Source organism: Nitrosomonas sp. Nm132 (assembly GCF_900100485.1).
Taxonomy (GTDB): Bacteria; Pseudomonadota; Gammaproteobacteria; order Burkholderiales; family Nitrosomonadaceae; genus Nitrosomonas.
In genome coordinates this window covers 58,885-74,407 of sequence record NZ_FNDH01000008.1, presented here as the reverse complement: position 1 = coordinate 74,407, position 15,523 = coordinate 58,885, and the positions used below count along the sequence as shown (strand labels likewise).

Genomic DNA, 15,523 nt, shown 5'->3' with positions numbered 1-15,523 from the left:
ATAATGTATAAGCAAACCATTTATTTTATCATTGTATACCTATTTGCCGAGCTAGCAACGTTACCGGATGCAATGCCTCTAATTTTTTCTCTTGATCCCTTAAACCACTAGTGAAATGTAATAAACAGCCAATATTTGATGTCACTAGATAGTTCGCTTCTGCTCTGTCTAATGCTGCCATTTTATCGCTCAGTAATGATTCTGCGATTTCTGGCTGATCAAGAAAGTAGGTGCCCGCCGCACCACAACAGAAGTTATTGCCGGCAAGCTCCATAATTTCAATACCTGGGATATGCGCCAGCAGTCGATAAGGGTAACTTGAAGCACGCAATACATTACGCATACTACATGGATCATGTACAACTACTTTTTTTGGCAAAGCTGTAATTTTGACTTCGCTCCAATCCTGTTCCACCAGAAATTTGTTGATATCAACTATCGGGGCAGAAAAATTTTCTGCCTGATACTGAGAGTAAAACTCTGTCAGATGCGCACCACACCCGGACGCTGTACTGATAATCGCTTTTATGTTCAAACCAGAGAATGCTTTCTTGTTGCGCTGAATTAAATCTGCTGCTTCAGCTATTCGACCGCTATGCTGGTACAACGCTCCACAACAAGTTTGTGAGTTGGGTACATGCACTGTATAACCCAGGTTGTTAAGCACATAAATTGTTGAAATATTCGTTTCGATATCGACTAATCGTGCTACACAACCCAGGAATAAGGCCACTTCTCCACACTCCCTTCCAATTGCTGGATAAGTTTCTTGCCATCTATGAAGAGGAAAGTGAATCAATGGCAATTTTGACAGTAACAGCCCAAGTCTAGTCCCTTTTACAATACTTAATTGCTGTAACTTCTCCTGCAAGCCAATTCTCTGGAATAAATACATAAGTGGACGCACAACATCAAAACGCTTTGATTTATCAACAAACACTCTCTCTAACAAGCTCCTGAACCAGTTTCTTTTTCTTGCTACTCCCCCCTTCATTAAGCCTGATGGCGGTATTGTCATCATGACGCGCGCCTCATCAATTAGCCGGCCATAGGCTACATGATTGGGACAAACCACCTCACAAGCACGACAGGTCAAACACCGATCTATATGTAAAGTGAAACGTGCATTCATTGGAATACGCCGGCTTGCAGCCCCACTGATCATGGCAATACGTCCTCGCGGAGAATCAGCTTCCGACAATGTTAAACGATATGTTGGACAATGCGGCAGACAAAGCCCGCAAGAAACACATCGATTTGCTTCCGCCAGTAAGTCAGATCGAGAAGGTTTAACCAGGAAATCATCTTTAGTGTGCACGCCCACTCCCTCTAAATAATCTTGTTATTAAATTTCTTCTATAAAGATCAAAAATGAAAAATAAACAGAAATACATCTCTCAGACCATGTTAATCAAATAAGTTTTTCATTTTTTATTTTTTTAACTTGCTAAGCCACAGAAAATTGCCATAGAATTGCATGTTTTTAAGTTCAATTTGTTAATACGCGATCAAAATATGGTTATTATTCGACTGGCGCGCGGCGGCGCCAAAAAAAGGCCTTTTTTTAATATGGTAGTTGCAGATTCTCGTTGCAGGCGCGATGGCAGATTCATTGAACGCGTCGGTTTTTATAATCCACGAGCAACTGGAGATGAAGAAGCACTGCGTATCCAGATGGACCGGCTAGCGCACTGGCAATCCAAAGGGGCTCAATTATCCAATACTGTAACAAGACTGGTAAAGCAGTTTGGCACGCAACAAGAAGTTACTACACAAGAAAGCTAATATCAATCAATACGCAACTGAATGCATGGTACCTATGGGCCACGTTATAGGCCCTTTTGGCATTCTAGGCTGGGTTAAGATATCGCACTATACTGAGCATATCGAAAGCCTACTTGCTCATCCCGTATGGTGGCTAAGCAAAGGTGATGACACTTGGTCCGCAATAAATATTGCGTCATACCGTGTTTATAACGACAAATTGGTCGTTGTATTTGAAGGATGTCATGATCGAATCCAGGCAACACAATTAAAAGGAATGCAAATTGCAGTTCCTCGTGACCAATTGCCACACCTAGCCGAGAATGGCAAAGATGGTTACTACTGGTCGGATTTAATAGGAACAAGTGTGTTTAATTTACAGAACGAAGAATTTGGAAACGTTATTGGCTTATTAAGAACGGGAGCCAACGATGTATTGCAGGTTCAATCTGTGAGAGGAGACCAGAAAGAGAGATTGATACCTTTTATTGATCAGGTTATTGTCGATATAGATTTAGAAGCTCGCAAAATAACAGTTGATTGGGGACTAGACTACTGACAGGGAACGAGAATCTTGTCATTTGAAATCGATGTCATCACACTATTTCCCGAAATGTTTGATGCCATTACAAAATATGGCATAACAGGTAGAGCAAGCAAGAACGAAATTTTTCGATTGCATACCTGGAATCCACGCAGTTTCGCGAGAGATAACTACCGCACAGTAGATGATAGCCCTTATGGTGGCGGACCAGGCATGATAATGCTCGCCCCCCCTCTGGATGAGGCCATAACTCGAGCCAAGATAAGGCAGCTATCAGAAGGAATAAACGAAACAAAAGTAATTTATCTTTCTCCCCAAGGCAAGCTTCTTGATCATGAAAAAGTTTTACAATTAACTAAATTAGAAGGAATGATATTACTTTGTGGCCGCTATGAAGGAATTGATGAGCGAATAATCATGCGTCAGGTAGACGAAGAGATTTCAATTGGGAACTACGTCATTTCAGGCGGAGAACTGGCAGCAATGGTTTTAGTTGATAGCATAGTACGGCACATTCCTGGCGCACTCGGTAGCCCCAATTCAGCTAGGGAGGATTCATTTTCCAATCACTTATTAGAGTTTCCTCAATATACACGGCCAGAAATATATCGCGGGGATTCCGTGCCCAGTATTTTACTCTCAGGAGATCATGCAAAAATAGATCGCTGGCGATTGCAGCAATCCCTTGGTAAAACATGGTTAAGACGACCCGATTTATTGGAACTCAAATACAAACAAGGTATCTCCAAGGAAGAAGAAGAATTATTAGAAGAATTCAAACGAACACCAAATTTTAGAATAAACTAACCTCATAAAAATACTAGGAGAAAAAAATGAATCTAATCGAACAATTAGAGCGAGAAGAAATAGCACGCCTTGGTAAAGTTATCCCGAATTTCTCCCCTGGCGACACAGTTATAGTCAACGTCAATGTAGTAGAAGGTGATCGCAAGCGTATTCAGGCCTATGAAGGTGTTGTCATCGCCAAACGTAATCGTGGCCTTAATTCATCTTTCATTGTACGCAAAATATCCAGTGGAGAGGGTGTCGAGCGTACTTTTCAGACTTATTCACCGATGATTTCCGGTATCGAAGTCAAACGTCGTGGTGATGTGCGTCGTGCAAAACTTTATTATTTGAGAAATCGTTCTGGTAAATCAGCGAGAATCCGCGAGAAACTTCCTGCTCGTAGCGGAGCAACCAGCGTTACGGGAGCATAGACTTTATTTTTTGCAGTTATTTGTAAAGGCGGCACCAAGCTTTCACCGCCTTTTTTATTTGACAAACAAGTATTACTTTTTATTACTCCAAAATTTTTTTCACATTCTCTGGTGGTCGGCCTAATATCGCCCTATCACCTCGCACTACAATAGGACGTTGAATCAGATCCGGATTCTCCACCATCAACTGTAACAATTCCTCATCAGTTGCAGACCCTGTACTACGGGCCATAGGCTCGTCTGTACGCAAAATATCACGTACTGACATATTCAACTTACGAGTGAGTTCGCGCAACAACTCTATTGTCATAGATTTTTCGTAATAATTGATGCTATCAAACTCTTTTCCGCTCTCATTCAGTAGTGTCAGTGCCGCTCTACATTTACTACAAGTAGGTTTCTGATAAATAGTTATTTTGTCATTCATATTATTTTTTCTGTTTGTAAACAGCAATTCAGTAGAAGAACATAATAACTACCCTAAATTTTATTAATTAGAGTAATGTTTACTTGATACCACATTCTTTAGAAATAGCGCCATAGGCAGAAGATGATCCTTTTAATCCAAAAGTATCCGTCGTTGCTGTATCTCGTACAGACACCCCTTTGATAACTAATGAACTACCATTACGAATCGCATTGGTTATTTTATTGTCAGTTGCTTCATCAGGTGCCCAGGCTGTTTCATTCTGAGTAAAAAGCTTGAAATTCTGATTACCTATACCCACCGTTACTTCGCTACCTTGTTTGAATGGATATCCAGCAACAAAACTAAAGACATTTTTACTTTTTTCTGCAGGCCGGTGAGTAACAAGAACGAAAACATCACCTCGCTTGGTATAGCTTCCTTCTTCTTTTTTAGGCTTACTAACCATATAACAAACCTTGTTATTACCTTCCATATAGACATAAGCAGTCCAGTCATTAAATTCACCAATCACTTTTGGATCAGCTGCATATGCCCATCCGCTCGTTATGAGCGTAATCAGAAAAGTAAATCGCTTTATAAAAGTCAGTCTCATTATATAAAAATCCTAAAAATTATCGGTTATCCCCTTCGCACTGCCCTGATTAATTACAGCCTTCCATTTTATATATGAAATAACCATCTTTGTTGATTGCCTCAATAACATCAGCAGGTGCACCCTGGCTATGACAGAATCTGCATTCCTTGCTAGTAACAACTGCATCTCCTTCCCCGATCGAAGCCAGCCATTGTTTAGCATATTCAATCGCCTTCTTCTCATCTCTTACTGAAGTAAATACATCAAAATGCATGATATGCCCATCTTTAGCTTTCACATAAGTATCGTAAACATGAATTTCCATAAACACTCCCTTCTGAACAAATTAAATAAGTTAGTTAGTTAATTAATTACTATAGAATGACTTCAAATGACTTCACTTTGATCTTTTATTCACACTTTTTATTATGCCATTTTTCGTCGTGCCACAATAACACCATCACGCGTTGGATTGATAAAAGCATCAAACTCAGGATCATTGAAAATCAGCTGATTATGCGTGAGGATTGCTTCTGTCCATCCCGAAACAATGTCAGTAAAATTTTCTACCGCAACTCGTCCATGCCAAAGCACATTATCTGCTATATATAACCCCCCCGGGCGAATTCGATCTTTTGCCATTTGCCATACTTTAGGATACTCACCTTTGTCGACATCGTTGTAGCAGATATCAAACAAACCTTCAGTCTGCAAGAAGACTTCCTGAGCATAGCCAACCTGGAAATCTATCCTATCCCATAAACCGACTGCAGATAGATATTGCTCTGCTTTCACCTTATTATCAGCATTACCATCAGTACAGATCACCTCTCCCCCAGGGCCCACTGCTCTAGCAAACCAGTAAGCAGAATAACCATAACCACTTCCAAACTCAAACACACGTTTAGCGCTAATCATTTTTGTCAGTACTTCCAAAGAAATTCCCACCAAACGATCAACAATTGGAAAATTTTTCTGTTGTGCCAAGGCTTCCATTTCAATCAATACCGGATGATCAGTTTGTCTTACCAGGCTACGCATATATTTTTCAATCGCAGGATTTACCGGAAGCAAAATTTCTGGATTTTCAACTGTTGGAGGCTGTATATTGGCCATCATCTCCCCTTCCTTAAGCACAAAGAATCTAAATTTAAACTAAAATTAGATCACTCTGCGTATTTTTATATTTTTAGCTGATTGTGTGTTCCGGTTATTGGTCGTTGCCAGCAAATCACAATCGCCGTGACGATTAACAGTATGATCGGTATCCTATTGTAAAGCAGAAATGTATCTGCCAATCCTGCCAGAAATATATAACAAATCAATACGGCTCCTAGCACTCTCAATTTGTGGGTCTTTAATGTTTGGAACCAACTCCACAGCAGAAAGATTAGCGCAAAAATACCTAGCCCCCCTACATGCATACCGATCTCAATCCAGTCATTATGGTAATGCGAAGTTCTTTGAAACTCCGGCAAATTTTTATATATCCCATTCTTGTAGGTTGGTATGGTCTTTTCAAAATATATTTCCGGCATGCCTGTTCCGTGCCCTAAAAAAGGTCGCTCCGCGATACCATGCATTCCGACATCCCATATTGCGAGACGATATCCCAAGCTAGTTGTATAGTTGCCTTGCAAGATCGAATTCAGATCTCTTTCTACGAGCTCTAATCTTTCCTGAAAAACATTACTACTCATAGCAAACAAGAGAATCGCAGTCATTATTAAAGCTAAAACACCAAGAAATACTTTCCCTTGCGATCGATAACGTAGAAAAATTAAAAGCAAAAGAGCCAATACCGTAGCTAACAGTAACCCTCTTGCACTCTGATTAAACTGGAGAAAAAGCAATAAAAATGCAATAGACCAACATAATATTGCTACCCCCCTTACCCGGCAGGTACTCCCGATGAAAGCCATCAATATGATTCCAACTCCCAACATTGCTGAAAAAGCAAGGTATGAGAGCTCAAAAAACGGCACCCCCTGCCCCCCTAAAATTGCCCACTGGTAGATACCTGTTAATAGCACACCAAAGCATCCGGTCAGAAAAGCCGCTATCACCCACGGCAATCGTTCTTTATTCAACAAGGAAAGAAAAGGAATAAATGTTAGAAGAATGAAATATTTTTTCCATTTATTCTGGGCCGTATCAGAATAGTCGCCCCAGAATAACCCCAGAGCCATTACGCCACAAAATATTAGTATGCCCAGAACCAAAGGCTCCTTCATCAGTCCGCTGAATTTCTGGAATCCTCCATCAATTATCCAAGCAAATGCCAGAACAAAGAAGGCATAAAAAAGCGACCACTTTTGCCATAGCGCCATACAGAAGAAGATGAGTGCGCCTCTTGCAAAGAGGTCACGCCAACCATTCGTATATATTCTCCCCTCCAGAGAAAAAAGACCGATTCTATTTTCACGCATTTGCAATATCAGTCATTAATAAATCAGCTTCTCCAGAGAATAAAACTTCGATACTTTGGAAATTTGCTTTCTCAAAGAAATTGAAAATGCGACACAAGCTTAATCAATAAAACGTAAAGGATTTATTTTCTTTCAGCCAGTGATTCCAACAATGCCACATAATGAGATAACACCTCAGCACCTGAGACATCCAGCATTTCCTTTATGAATCGTTGCCGATGTAATTCAACATAATAAGATTGGCAACCGCTTGTAAGAAACTCATTAATTTTTTCATATACATCATCACGGCAACGCAACTCAGTTTCTGGCATATACATCGCTGCGGCAGAACGGCCCGCATGCAAATAATCGGCAGCCAATACAGGCTTGCCTCCTCTAATGGCTTCATATGCGACCGAAGTAGCCAGATCAATGATAACGTCAGCCCACTGCAATAAATGCACGGAATGAATGCTATCTTCTATCATGACTACATTCGCCAAACGCCGCAATGCAGTGTCTTTGGTCAAAGATTGTTTCCAGCCACCGCGAGTATGAGGTTTAATCGCCAATTCTACACCTGGAAATGCTGCGATCATCTGCACTACTTCACTTACTTCTTCCCAGAAAGTTGTGAAATTGGCTTTTCTCAAGAAAATCACAATCTTGAGCTGACTATCAGAGCGCACCAACGGTGAAGAAGGCATAAGCGTAGCTAATTTAGCCAACCACTCTTCACTGTATCGCGGTGAACCTAATACAATGAGCTTCTGATCATCCATAAAAGGACGAAAACGCTTGGCACACAACTCATTGGGCACAACGACTTTATCAAACATCCCCGCTGCTGAAAATGACGTATCTGGCTTTAGCTGCCATTCGCCACGTCGTATCAATTGGCTAGCATGAGGACTATCACCGTGCGGAAGCGATATGGTTCCAAGCCCTTGGTTACGCGCTATTCCGATCAGAATCTCTACCCATTCGACGCAGATTTCTGAATTCCTCTCAATCCAGTCAAATACGACAACCCCCTTCCCAACATCTGAAAAGCTTCTTTCCAGTAAATATCGAGTAGTGCGCAACCAAGTCGCTTCACGTCGCTTAGCGTTATAAACTTGAGCCAATACTTTAACCAGCGGGCCCAAAAAAGAACTATATGAACTTCTAACCAGCAATAACGTTTGCAAGCGCCATTTCGTAAATTCTGGAAATGATAATAAGTCCTGAAGATGGGCAAGCCTTACACCATCCAGTTTTTTCAGAAACTCGATGCGATAATCCCCATCGAACCGCTTCTTACCAATCATGACAATATCGCAAATATGGCCACGTTCAACCCATTTAGCAATAACCGGTGTAATGTGATCGATATCGTTATAGTGGCGAAGGAAAAAAAGGGCTTTCATGATCACAAATCAAGTTAATAGATTTTTTAAGAAGAGATTCAAGAAATTTTATTTTTCTCAAAGATAAAACAGGTCTCACCCCAGTTTTTAGTTGATTTCTGTTTCAACTCTAGCCCTGCCTGTTTCATGATTGCGACCGCTTCTTGTTGCTCTGCAGGTGTACCCAGTTCAATGATCACTGATTTAAGATTGGGGTGATTTAATACTTTCTCTGCCGCCTTAAGGATAGATATTTCTATCCCATCGACGTCAATCTTCATATAGTTTGGATAAGGAAATCCCCACTTGTCGCATAAATCATCCAATGTAACACCGAACATGCCTTGAACATGTGAAGCAGGCACCTTCATGGTATCAAGGGACTCCTCTCCAAATTGAGAACGATTTCCACCGGGAATAAATTTGGGCACATACAACTTGGAAAATTCGCTCTTGCCTGACACTGCAATACAATAGGCAATAATGTGATCTTTAAGGTTGTTATAAAAGATATTTTTATTAAGCGCATAATAATTATTGCTTTGTGGCTCGAATGCATATATCTCAACTTGACGACCATATTTTTTGGCAGGATAAAGCGAATACTGGCCTATATTGGCACCGATATCGAAATAACACGACCCTGGTTCAAAACCATCGAGCCAGTCCAAGGTATCAGGTTCTTTTATATTATAAGTCTTTGCCCGTTTAAGAACCCGCCAGTGATCTACTGCGATCAGAATGGACTGCCCTCTGACGCTTGTACGGGTATAGCCGCCTTTAACCCAGTAAGCAGCTACTACCAGGTTTTTCAGAAAATTAACCGAAAAAATATATTTTATTGCAGTCCATAAGGATCGCATAAGTACATTCACCCCATCAAAAAAATCCTACTAATCACTTCAGTCATACCCCCGCAGCTGTCTCGAGCAACGCTACGTAACGCGGCAATACATCTGGTCCAGATACATCGAGCATTTCTCTCAAGAAGCATTGGCGGTGTTCCTCAATATAAAAATCATGACAACCCTCTGAAAGAAATTTATCTATTTTTTCATATACATCATCACGGCAGCGCAGCTCAGTTTCGGGCATATAGACGGCAATGGCAGAACGACCAGCATGCAGATAATCCGCAGCCAATACTGGTTTCTTAAGTCTGACCGCTTCAAATACCACCGAGGTAGCCAGATCAATACAAATATCCGCCCAGTTCATCAAATGAATAGAATGCACATCATCTCCTGCTATGGTTACATTCGGTAATTGCTTCAGGGCTCTGTCTTTGGTTAAAGACTGCTTCCATCCGCTGCGCGTGTGAGGTTTAATTGCGAGCTCCACACCTGGAAACGCGGCAATCATATGCACGACTTCATTTACTTCTTCCCAGAATGTCGTGAAGTTCGCCTTCCTCAGAAACATGACTATCTTGAGGCGACTATCCGTACGCGTTAAGGGTGAAGGCGGCATCAACTTGGCCAGTTTGGCTAACCATTCCTCACAATAGCGTGGTGAACCCAATATGGCGATCGAACGTTCCTCCAGAAAAGGTCGAAAGCGTTTAGCGCAAAGTTCATTGGGAACCACCAGCTTATCGAAGATCTGTGCCGTTGAGAATAGAGGATCGGGCCCAATACGCCATTCCCCTCGGCGGATCAGTTGATTGGCATGCGGGCTATCGCCGTGTGGCAACGAAACCGTGCCTAACCCCCTATCCCGTGCCATAGCAATGACAGTTTCAACCCATTCCACAGCAATCACAGAGTTTCTTTCAATCCAGTCAAAAGCGACCACTCCCTTGTCGGCACTCTCAAAGCTACGCAATAGTAAATATTCTGCAGTAGTTCGCCACAACGGCGCACGCCGCTTAGCATCATAAATATCTGCTAACAAGCGGATGAAAGGCCCAATAAACAAGCGACGTAGATTGCCCGTCAACAATAACATCTGCAATCGCCACTTGAGAAATTGGAAAGGTGAGAATAATTCACGAATATGCGCGACTCTGACACCTGCAAGTTTACTCAAAAATGCAATACGAAAATCATTGCGAAACCGCGTAGCGCCAATCAGAATCACATCACAGCTATGACCCGAATCGATCCACTTGGAGATGACGGGAGTAATATGATCAATGTCGTTATAATGACGAAGAAAAAAGAGAGCTTTCATACCTGTGTTATGATTAGCAGCATTTAAAATGAGCAGTATGCCTATAGTTTTATGAATCAGATTAGAAATAAAGCAAATTAGACAATGGAAATTATGCGAAAAATTTGGGTGAATAATTCTACACGCGCAGCTCCTTATTTACCAAAAAAGCAGTTAACTTGCTTTATTTTTTTCCGGGCATTCGGCACGGCATCAATGAACCCTTTTGGGCAAACGAAATAGTTTTATAACCTAGATTCGACCAGCCCTGCCTATTAACCACAATAAATAGATCATTATCCATCACTCTTTTGTTATGAAAACGATCGCAATCATCCCTGCACGTATGGGATCATCACGCTTCCCGGGAAAACCTATTGCTCAGTTGCTTGGGCGAACCATGTTAGAACATGTTTATAAACGCGTGGCTTTGAGTAACGCACTCAATGCTACTTATATTGCTACCTGTGATGAAGAAATTCGACAAGCTGCAGAAGCTTTTGGTGCACCGGTCATCATGACTTCAGACAAGCATGAGCGCGCGAGTGATCGCGTCGCAGAAGCTGCCGCTGGCACAGATGCACAGCTCATCGTGATGGTACAGGGCGATGAGCCCATGACACACCCTCGTATGATCGACACCGCAGTTGCTCCTTTTCATGATGATCCACAATTAGGTTGTGTCAACCTTGTTCGGCGCATTGAAAACGAAGCTGATTTCTATGACGTCAATACCATCAAGGTCGTTATGAATCAACGAGGGGATGCACTCTATATGTCGCGCCAGCCGATTCCTACATTAGCCAAATCGGGTTTTGCCTCAACCTCTGCCTATAAACAAGTTTGCATCATTCCATTTAGACGCGCCACCCTGCTCGATTATGCCCAATTACCGACGACTCCACTGGAGCAACTTGAGTCAATCGACATGTTGCGACTGCTGGAACATGGTTCCCGAGTCAAGATGGTAGAGACTGAATTCAACAGCCAGGCCGTCGATACGGAAGCAGATCTAGCCCGTGTCGCCAAACTAATGGAATCAGATCCATTGCTTGCCAGTTATTAACGATTTTCAAGGATTTTTCATGCAACTGAAAGCAAAGCTTGCACGCTCGGAATTGACTATAGGCTCATGGATTACGCTCGGACATCCCGCCATTGCCGAAATCATGGCTTCAGCCGGCTTTGACTGGTTGGTACTGGATATGGAGCATAGTGTTCTGGAATTGAGCGAAGTACAGATAATTATGCAGGTGCTCGATGGACTGCACTGTCCCGCAATTGTCAGGCTCACCTCCAATCATCCAGATCAAATTAAGCGCGTGATGGATGCAGGCGCAACGGGCATCATGGTGCCCATGATTAAATCCGCCGCAGATGCGCAGGCAGCAGTAGAATCCGTTTATTATCCTCCAGAAGGAAGACGTGGCGTGGGACTGGCACGTGCGCAAGGCTATGGCGCCCACTTTCACGAATACCGGCAATGGTTGAAAGATAATGCAGTTATCATCGTCATGATCGAGCATGTAGATGCGGTGCATCAGATCGATTCGATTCTTTCGGTTCCAGGGGTTGATGCTTATATCATTGGCCCTTATGACTTGTCTGGATCAATGGGGCGGCCAGGTGAACTCGATCATCCGCAAGTACAAAATGCTATCGAGCAGATATTGGATGCGGGACGTCGCCTACACAAACCCGGGGGTATCCATGTCATTGAGCCTGATCCGTCTGCGCTGCAACACCGAATTAACGCAGGTTTCAATTTCCTGGGTTACAGCCTCGATATCCGCATTCTCGATACGCTGTGCCGCAATCATATGCAAACCATAAAATCCCATCTATGAGTAAAGTCGTTATCTCCACTTCTTCATTTGATATTCATAACAATCCGTTTATTCAGCGCATGATCAAAGCGGGGGTAGCTGTCATAACCAATCCTCACAAACGAAAACTCAGTGAAGAAGAAATCATCGCCTTATTGAATGAAGATACGGTTGGCCTGTTAGCAGGCATTGAACCCCTTACTGAACGTGTTTTTGCATCTGCTCACAGCCTCAAGGTCATCTCGCGTTGCGGAACTGGACTGGATAGTGTTGATTTGGCCGCCGCCAAACGACACAACATTGCCGTTTCTAATACCCCTGAAGCGCCAGCCCAGGCAGTAGCCGAACTGACACTCGGACTGATGCTGACTACCCTCAGGCAGATAAGTCAAACAGATCGAATGCTGCGCAGTGGCGAATGGCCGCGTATGCAAGGGCATTTGCTCGCCGCTCAATCAGTGGGCATTATCGGCATGGGACATATCGGTCGACGCGTTGCACGGCTATGTCAGGCTTTTGAGGCAACCGTAATCGCACATGATCCCTTTTTGCAACAAACCCTGCAAGATGTCACTCTCATGCCCCTGGAACAACTGTTAACAGAAGCAGATATTATCAGCCTTCACTTACCTTATTCTGCTGATACACATCATTTATTGAATGAAAATGCTTTTTCACGTATGAAAACCGGCGCTATTGTTATCAATGCTGCGCGTGGAGGCTTGGTTGATGAAATAGCCCTTTATGACGCGCTAGCCTCAGGGCATTTAGGCGGTGCAGCACTCGATGTATTCGAACAGGAACCATATCACGGTCCGCTGCTCAAATGCGACAATATCACGTTAACATCGCATATCGGTTCACTTGCCAAAGAATCCCGCCACCGCATGGAAATCGAAGCAGCGGATAATTTATTACGAGAATTAGTCAACATAGGTTTAATGGATGAAAAATAAATCAGCATCGGATGAAATTGCGGTCGTATTTGGCGCCAGTGGGTTTCTGGGTAGCCATGTAGCCGATGCCCTATCGGAGGCAGGCTATCGGGTTCGCCTGTTTGACCGCACCCCCTCCCCTCACCAAAGACCTGATCAGGAAATGATCGTTGGCGATATGATGGATATCAACCAAGCCATCGAAGCGGCCCAAGGTGCTTCGGTTGTCTACAATTTTGCTGCCATCGCCGATATTGACGAAGCCCATGACAAGCCACTGGCTACGGCAACCATTAACGTATTAGGAAACATGCATGTGCTGGAAGCAGCACGTTTAGCTGGCGCACGCCGCTTCATCTTTGCCAGCAGCGTGTATGTTTATTCTGAGTCTGGCTCATTTTACCGAGCCAGTAAACAGGCTGCTGAACGCTTCACCGAAACCTATCATGAGCGTTATGGATTGGAATATACCATTCTGCGTTACGGCTCACTGTATGGTCGGCGCGCTGATCTGCGTAATGGGATTTATCGAATGCTGCATGAAGCTATTCAAAAACATACTATTACTTACCATGGCAGCGGCAATGCCATCCGCGAATACATTCACGTCGAAGATGCCGCACGTATGAGCGTGCAAGTACTGGCCCCAGAATTTGCCAACCGGCATTTGATCCTGACGGGCCAGGAAAAACTGCGTATTCGGGATGTGATGACCATGATCTCGGAAATTATGCCATGGTCGGTGGAATTGCATTTTGAGGATGCTAACGCCATACACCATTATGAGATCACTCCTTATGCATTTCAGCCACGCATCGGCCGCAAGCTGGTGCTCAATGAGCACGTCGATCTGGGTCAGGGGTTACTTGATTGTCTGAGAGAAATTCACCAGTACATCCATCATGCAGAGGAAGATGACGACGCCACACCTTCCACCTCTGACAATAGAGCCTGACTATGGATACTAAAGATTGGCAAGCGATTATTTTTGATTTCGATGGAGTCATCGTCGAATCCGGCGATATCAAGACCCAGGCTTTTGCCGAACTGTACCGTTCCTATGGTGAGCATATCGTGGCGGAAGTCGTGCGTTATCATCGACAAAATGGAGGCATGTCCCGTTACCAGAAGTTCCGTTATTTTCAGCAGCATTTGTTGAGCAAGCCCCCCCTGACAATAGCAGAAGAGCACATGCTTGATCAGCGTTTTTCTGAGCTTGTCATTGAAGCCGTCATCGCAAGCCAGGCTGTAGCAGGCGCTGAAATGTTGCTTCAAAAAGCAGCCGCAAGAATTCCTTTGTTTGTCGCTTCTGGCACACCAGAAAATGAACTGAGAACAATCGTTAAACGCCGTGGCCTGTCGCCCTACTTTACTGAGGTACGTGGCTCTCCGCTATCCAAACAGACATTGATTGCCGATATATTGGCGAGCTATGCGCTCATTCCCGAGCGAGTCCTGATGATTGGCGATGCCATGGCTGACTATCATGGCGCGACCCTGAACAGAACCGCGTTCCTAGGCCGCGTCCGGCCAGGTGACGAGAATCCTTTTCCCGAGCATGTCAAGATAGTTCCTGATTTATGCTCGCTGACGACATGATTGAGCGTCGCTCCTATGAAAGCATGCATGCTCTAGCTGCTGCTTTCGCTGACTTTGCTGCTTCGATTCTGCGCAATGCGCTGATGCGAAACAATACAGCCAGCTTGGTCGTGCCGGGTGGACAAACCCCGCGTAACTACCTGCCAGCACTAAGCCGCCAAACATTACCATGGGAAAATATCTACATTACATTGAGCGATGAACGTTGGGTGGAAATCCAGGCAGATGCCTCCAATGAACGGCTCGTACGTAACTGCTTTTTAAAAGAGATGGCGGAGAAAACGCACTTTATTGGATTGAAGACAATGCATTCCCACCCATCTCAGGCATTGGCTACGGTTCATGAACGACTTTCCCAACTACCTTGGCCGTTCAGTCTAACGGTACTGGGGTTGGGAGAAGATGGGCATATTGCATCCTTGTTCCCGGGCGCAGCACCTAATCAAGTTACGCAGTATTTATGCCAGGCGGTCGAGCCACCGATCGCGCCCAGCCTGCGCATCAGCCTGACACTGCAAGCGCTGGCCCGCAGCCGCCATATTGCCCTCGTCGTTACCGGTATAGCCAAAAGGCAGCTACTTGATCAGTTAATCAAAAATCCTGATCCATCCATTCCATTTGTTCAGCTTGTGCAACAGAGTCAGTCTCCCATCACTATTTTTGAAATGGATTAAACAGGAT

At 43.7% G+C, this 15,523-nt stretch carries 19 protein-coding genes and 1 pseudogene; 10 read left to right on the top strand and 10 right to left on the bottom strand.

What is annotated here, in order from left to right; translation table 11 throughout:
- Positions 1–28: 28 nt before the first annotated feature.
- Together BLP80_RS05045 and BLP80_RS16145 are read right to left on the bottom strand one after the other, a co-directional pair.
- Entirely contained in the window at positions 29–1,021 is a 993-nt protein-coding gene (locus tag BLP80_RS05045; RefSeq protein ID WP_256324964.1) for a (Fe-S)-binding protein, read from the bottom strand.
- Between the two features lie 45 nt (positions 1,022–1,066).
- Positions 1,067–1,318 (bottom strand): annotated as a pseudogene (locus tag BLP80_RS16145) (4Fe-4S dicluster domain-containing protein); the annotation flags it as partial.
- Between the two features lie 197 nt (positions 1,319–1,515).
- Here BLP80_RS16145 and rpsP point away from each other — a divergent pair.
- The 4 genes from rpsP to rplS are packed head-to-tail and all read left to right on the top strand — an operon-like array spanning position 1,516 to position 3,528.
- Entirely contained in the window at positions 1,516–1,785 is a 270-nt protein-coding gene (gene rpsP / locus BLP80_RS05040; RefSeq protein WP_090540759.1) for a 30S ribosomal protein S16, read from the top strand.
- Entirely contained in the window at positions 1,748–2,323 is a 576-nt protein-coding gene (rimM, locus tag BLP80_RS05035) for a ribosome maturation factor RimM (protein ID WP_256324963.1), read from the top strand. The genes rpsP and rimM overlap by 38 nt, the downstream gene beginning before the upstream one ends.
- Positions 2,324–2,338: 15 nt before the next feature.
- Positions 2,339–3,115 carry a tRNA (guanosine(37)-N1)-methyltransferase TrmD gene (gene trmD / locus BLP80_RS05030; RefSeq protein WP_090540755.1) on the top strand — a complete coding sequence of 259 codons (777 nt, stop codon included), beginning with the start codon at positions 2,339–2,341 and terminating at the stop codon, positions 3,113–3,115.
- A gap of 26 nt (positions 3,116–3,141) precedes the next feature.
- Positions 3,142–3,528: a 50S ribosomal protein L19 gene (gene rplS, locus BLP80_RS05025; protein WP_090540753.1), complete on the top strand. Its 387-nt coding sequence runs from the start codon at positions 3,142–3,144 to the stop codon at positions 3,526–3,528.
- 82 nt (positions 3,529–3,610) lie between these two features.
- Here rplS and BLP80_RS05020 read toward each other — a convergent pair whose 3' ends face one another.
- The 8 genes from BLP80_RS05020 to BLP80_RS04985 all read right to left on the bottom strand — a co-directional run bounded on the left by BLP80_RS05020 (position 3,611) and on the right by BLP80_RS04985 (position 10,503).
- Positions 3,611–3,955 (bottom strand): arsenate reductase family protein, encoded by a 345-nt coding sequence (locus tag BLP80_RS05020; protein ID WP_090540752.1) that lies wholly within the window; start codon positions 3,953–3,955, stop codon positions 3,611–3,613.
- 79 nt (positions 3,956–4,034) lie between these two features.
- Complete coding sequence (locus BLP80_RS05015) at positions 4,035–4,550, bottom strand: invasion associated locus B family protein (protein ID WP_090540750.1); 516 nt, start codon at positions 4,548–4,550, stop codon at positions 4,035–4,037.
- Between the two features lie 49 nt (positions 4,551–4,599).
- Complete coding sequence (locus tag BLP80_RS05010) at positions 4,600–4,857, bottom strand: DUF2024 family protein (protein WP_090540748.1); 258 nt, start codon at positions 4,855–4,857, stop codon at positions 4,600–4,602.
- 101 nt (positions 4,858–4,958) lie between these two features.
- Positions 4,959–5,648, bottom strand: a complete 690-nt coding sequence (locus BLP80_RS05005) for an O-methyltransferase (RefSeq protein WP_090540829.1) — start codon at positions 5,646–5,648, stop codon at positions 4,959–4,961.
- Positions 5,649–5,713: 65 nt separating this feature from the next.
- The gene (locus BLP80_RS05000) at positions 5,714–6,961 is read right to left on the bottom strand and encodes an O-antigen ligase family protein (protein ID WP_090540746.1); all 1,248 of its coding nucleotides are present in this window, start codon (positions 6,959–6,961) and stop codon (positions 5,714–5,716) included.
- 122 nt (positions 6,962–7,083) lie between these two features.
- Positions 7,084–8,352, bottom strand: a complete 1,269-nt coding sequence (locus BLP80_RS04995) for a hypothetical protein (protein WP_090540744.1) — start codon at positions 8,350–8,352, stop codon at positions 7,084–7,086.
- Positions 8,353–8,390: 38 nt separating this feature from the next.
- Positions 8,391–9,206: an FkbM family methyltransferase gene (locus tag BLP80_RS04990; RefSeq protein WP_256324962.1), complete on the bottom strand. Its 816-nt coding sequence runs from the start codon at positions 9,204–9,206 to the stop codon at positions 8,391–8,393.
- Between the two features lie 31 nt (positions 9,207–9,237).
- A complete protein-coding gene (locus BLP80_RS04985) occupies positions 9,238–10,503 on the bottom strand; it encodes a hypothetical protein (protein ID WP_090540739.1) in 1,266 nt (421 codons plus the stop codon).
- Positions 10,504–10,798: 295 nt separating this feature from the next.
- Here BLP80_RS04985 and BLP80_RS04980 point away from each other — a divergent pair, with 295 nt between their 5' ends.
- From BLP80_RS04980 to pgl, 6 genes are read left to right on the top strand one after another with little or no spacing between them, the layout of a single operon-like run.
- Entirely contained in the window at positions 10,799–11,548 is a 750-nt protein-coding gene (locus BLP80_RS04980; protein WP_090540737.1) for a 3-deoxy-manno-octulosonate cytidylyltransferase, read from the top strand.
- 19 nt (positions 11,549–11,567) lie between these two features.
- Complete coding sequence (locus BLP80_RS04975; RefSeq protein WP_090540827.1) at positions 11,568–12,329, top strand: HpcH/HpaI aldolase family protein; 762 nt, start codon at positions 11,568–11,570, stop codon at positions 12,327–12,329.
- On the top strand, positions 12,326–13,264 hold the full coding sequence (locus BLP80_RS04970; RefSeq protein WP_090540735.1) for a phosphoglycerate dehydrogenase: 939 nt from the start codon (positions 12,326–12,328) through the stop codon (positions 13,262–13,264). The genes BLP80_RS04975 and BLP80_RS04970 overlap by 4 nt, the downstream gene beginning before the upstream one ends.
- Positions 13,254–14,198 (top strand): NAD-dependent epimerase/dehydratase family protein, encoded by a 945-nt coding sequence (locus BLP80_RS04965; RefSeq protein ID WP_090540733.1) that lies wholly within the window; start codon positions 13,254–13,256, stop codon positions 14,196–14,198. The genes BLP80_RS04970 and BLP80_RS04965 overlap by 11 nt, the downstream gene beginning before the upstream one ends.
- A 2-nt stretch (positions 14,199–14,200) precedes the next feature.
- On the top strand, positions 14,201–14,842 hold the full coding sequence (locus BLP80_RS04960) for an HAD family hydrolase (RefSeq protein ID WP_090540731.1): 642 nt from the start codon (positions 14,201–14,203) through the stop codon (positions 14,840–14,842).
- Entirely contained in the window at positions 14,824–15,516 is a 693-nt protein-coding gene (gene pgl, locus BLP80_RS04955; RefSeq protein WP_256324961.1) for a 6-phosphogluconolactonase, read from the top strand. The genes BLP80_RS04960 and pgl overlap by 19 nt, the downstream gene beginning before the upstream one ends.
- The last annotated feature ends 7 nt before the right edge of the window (positions 15,517–15,523 follow it).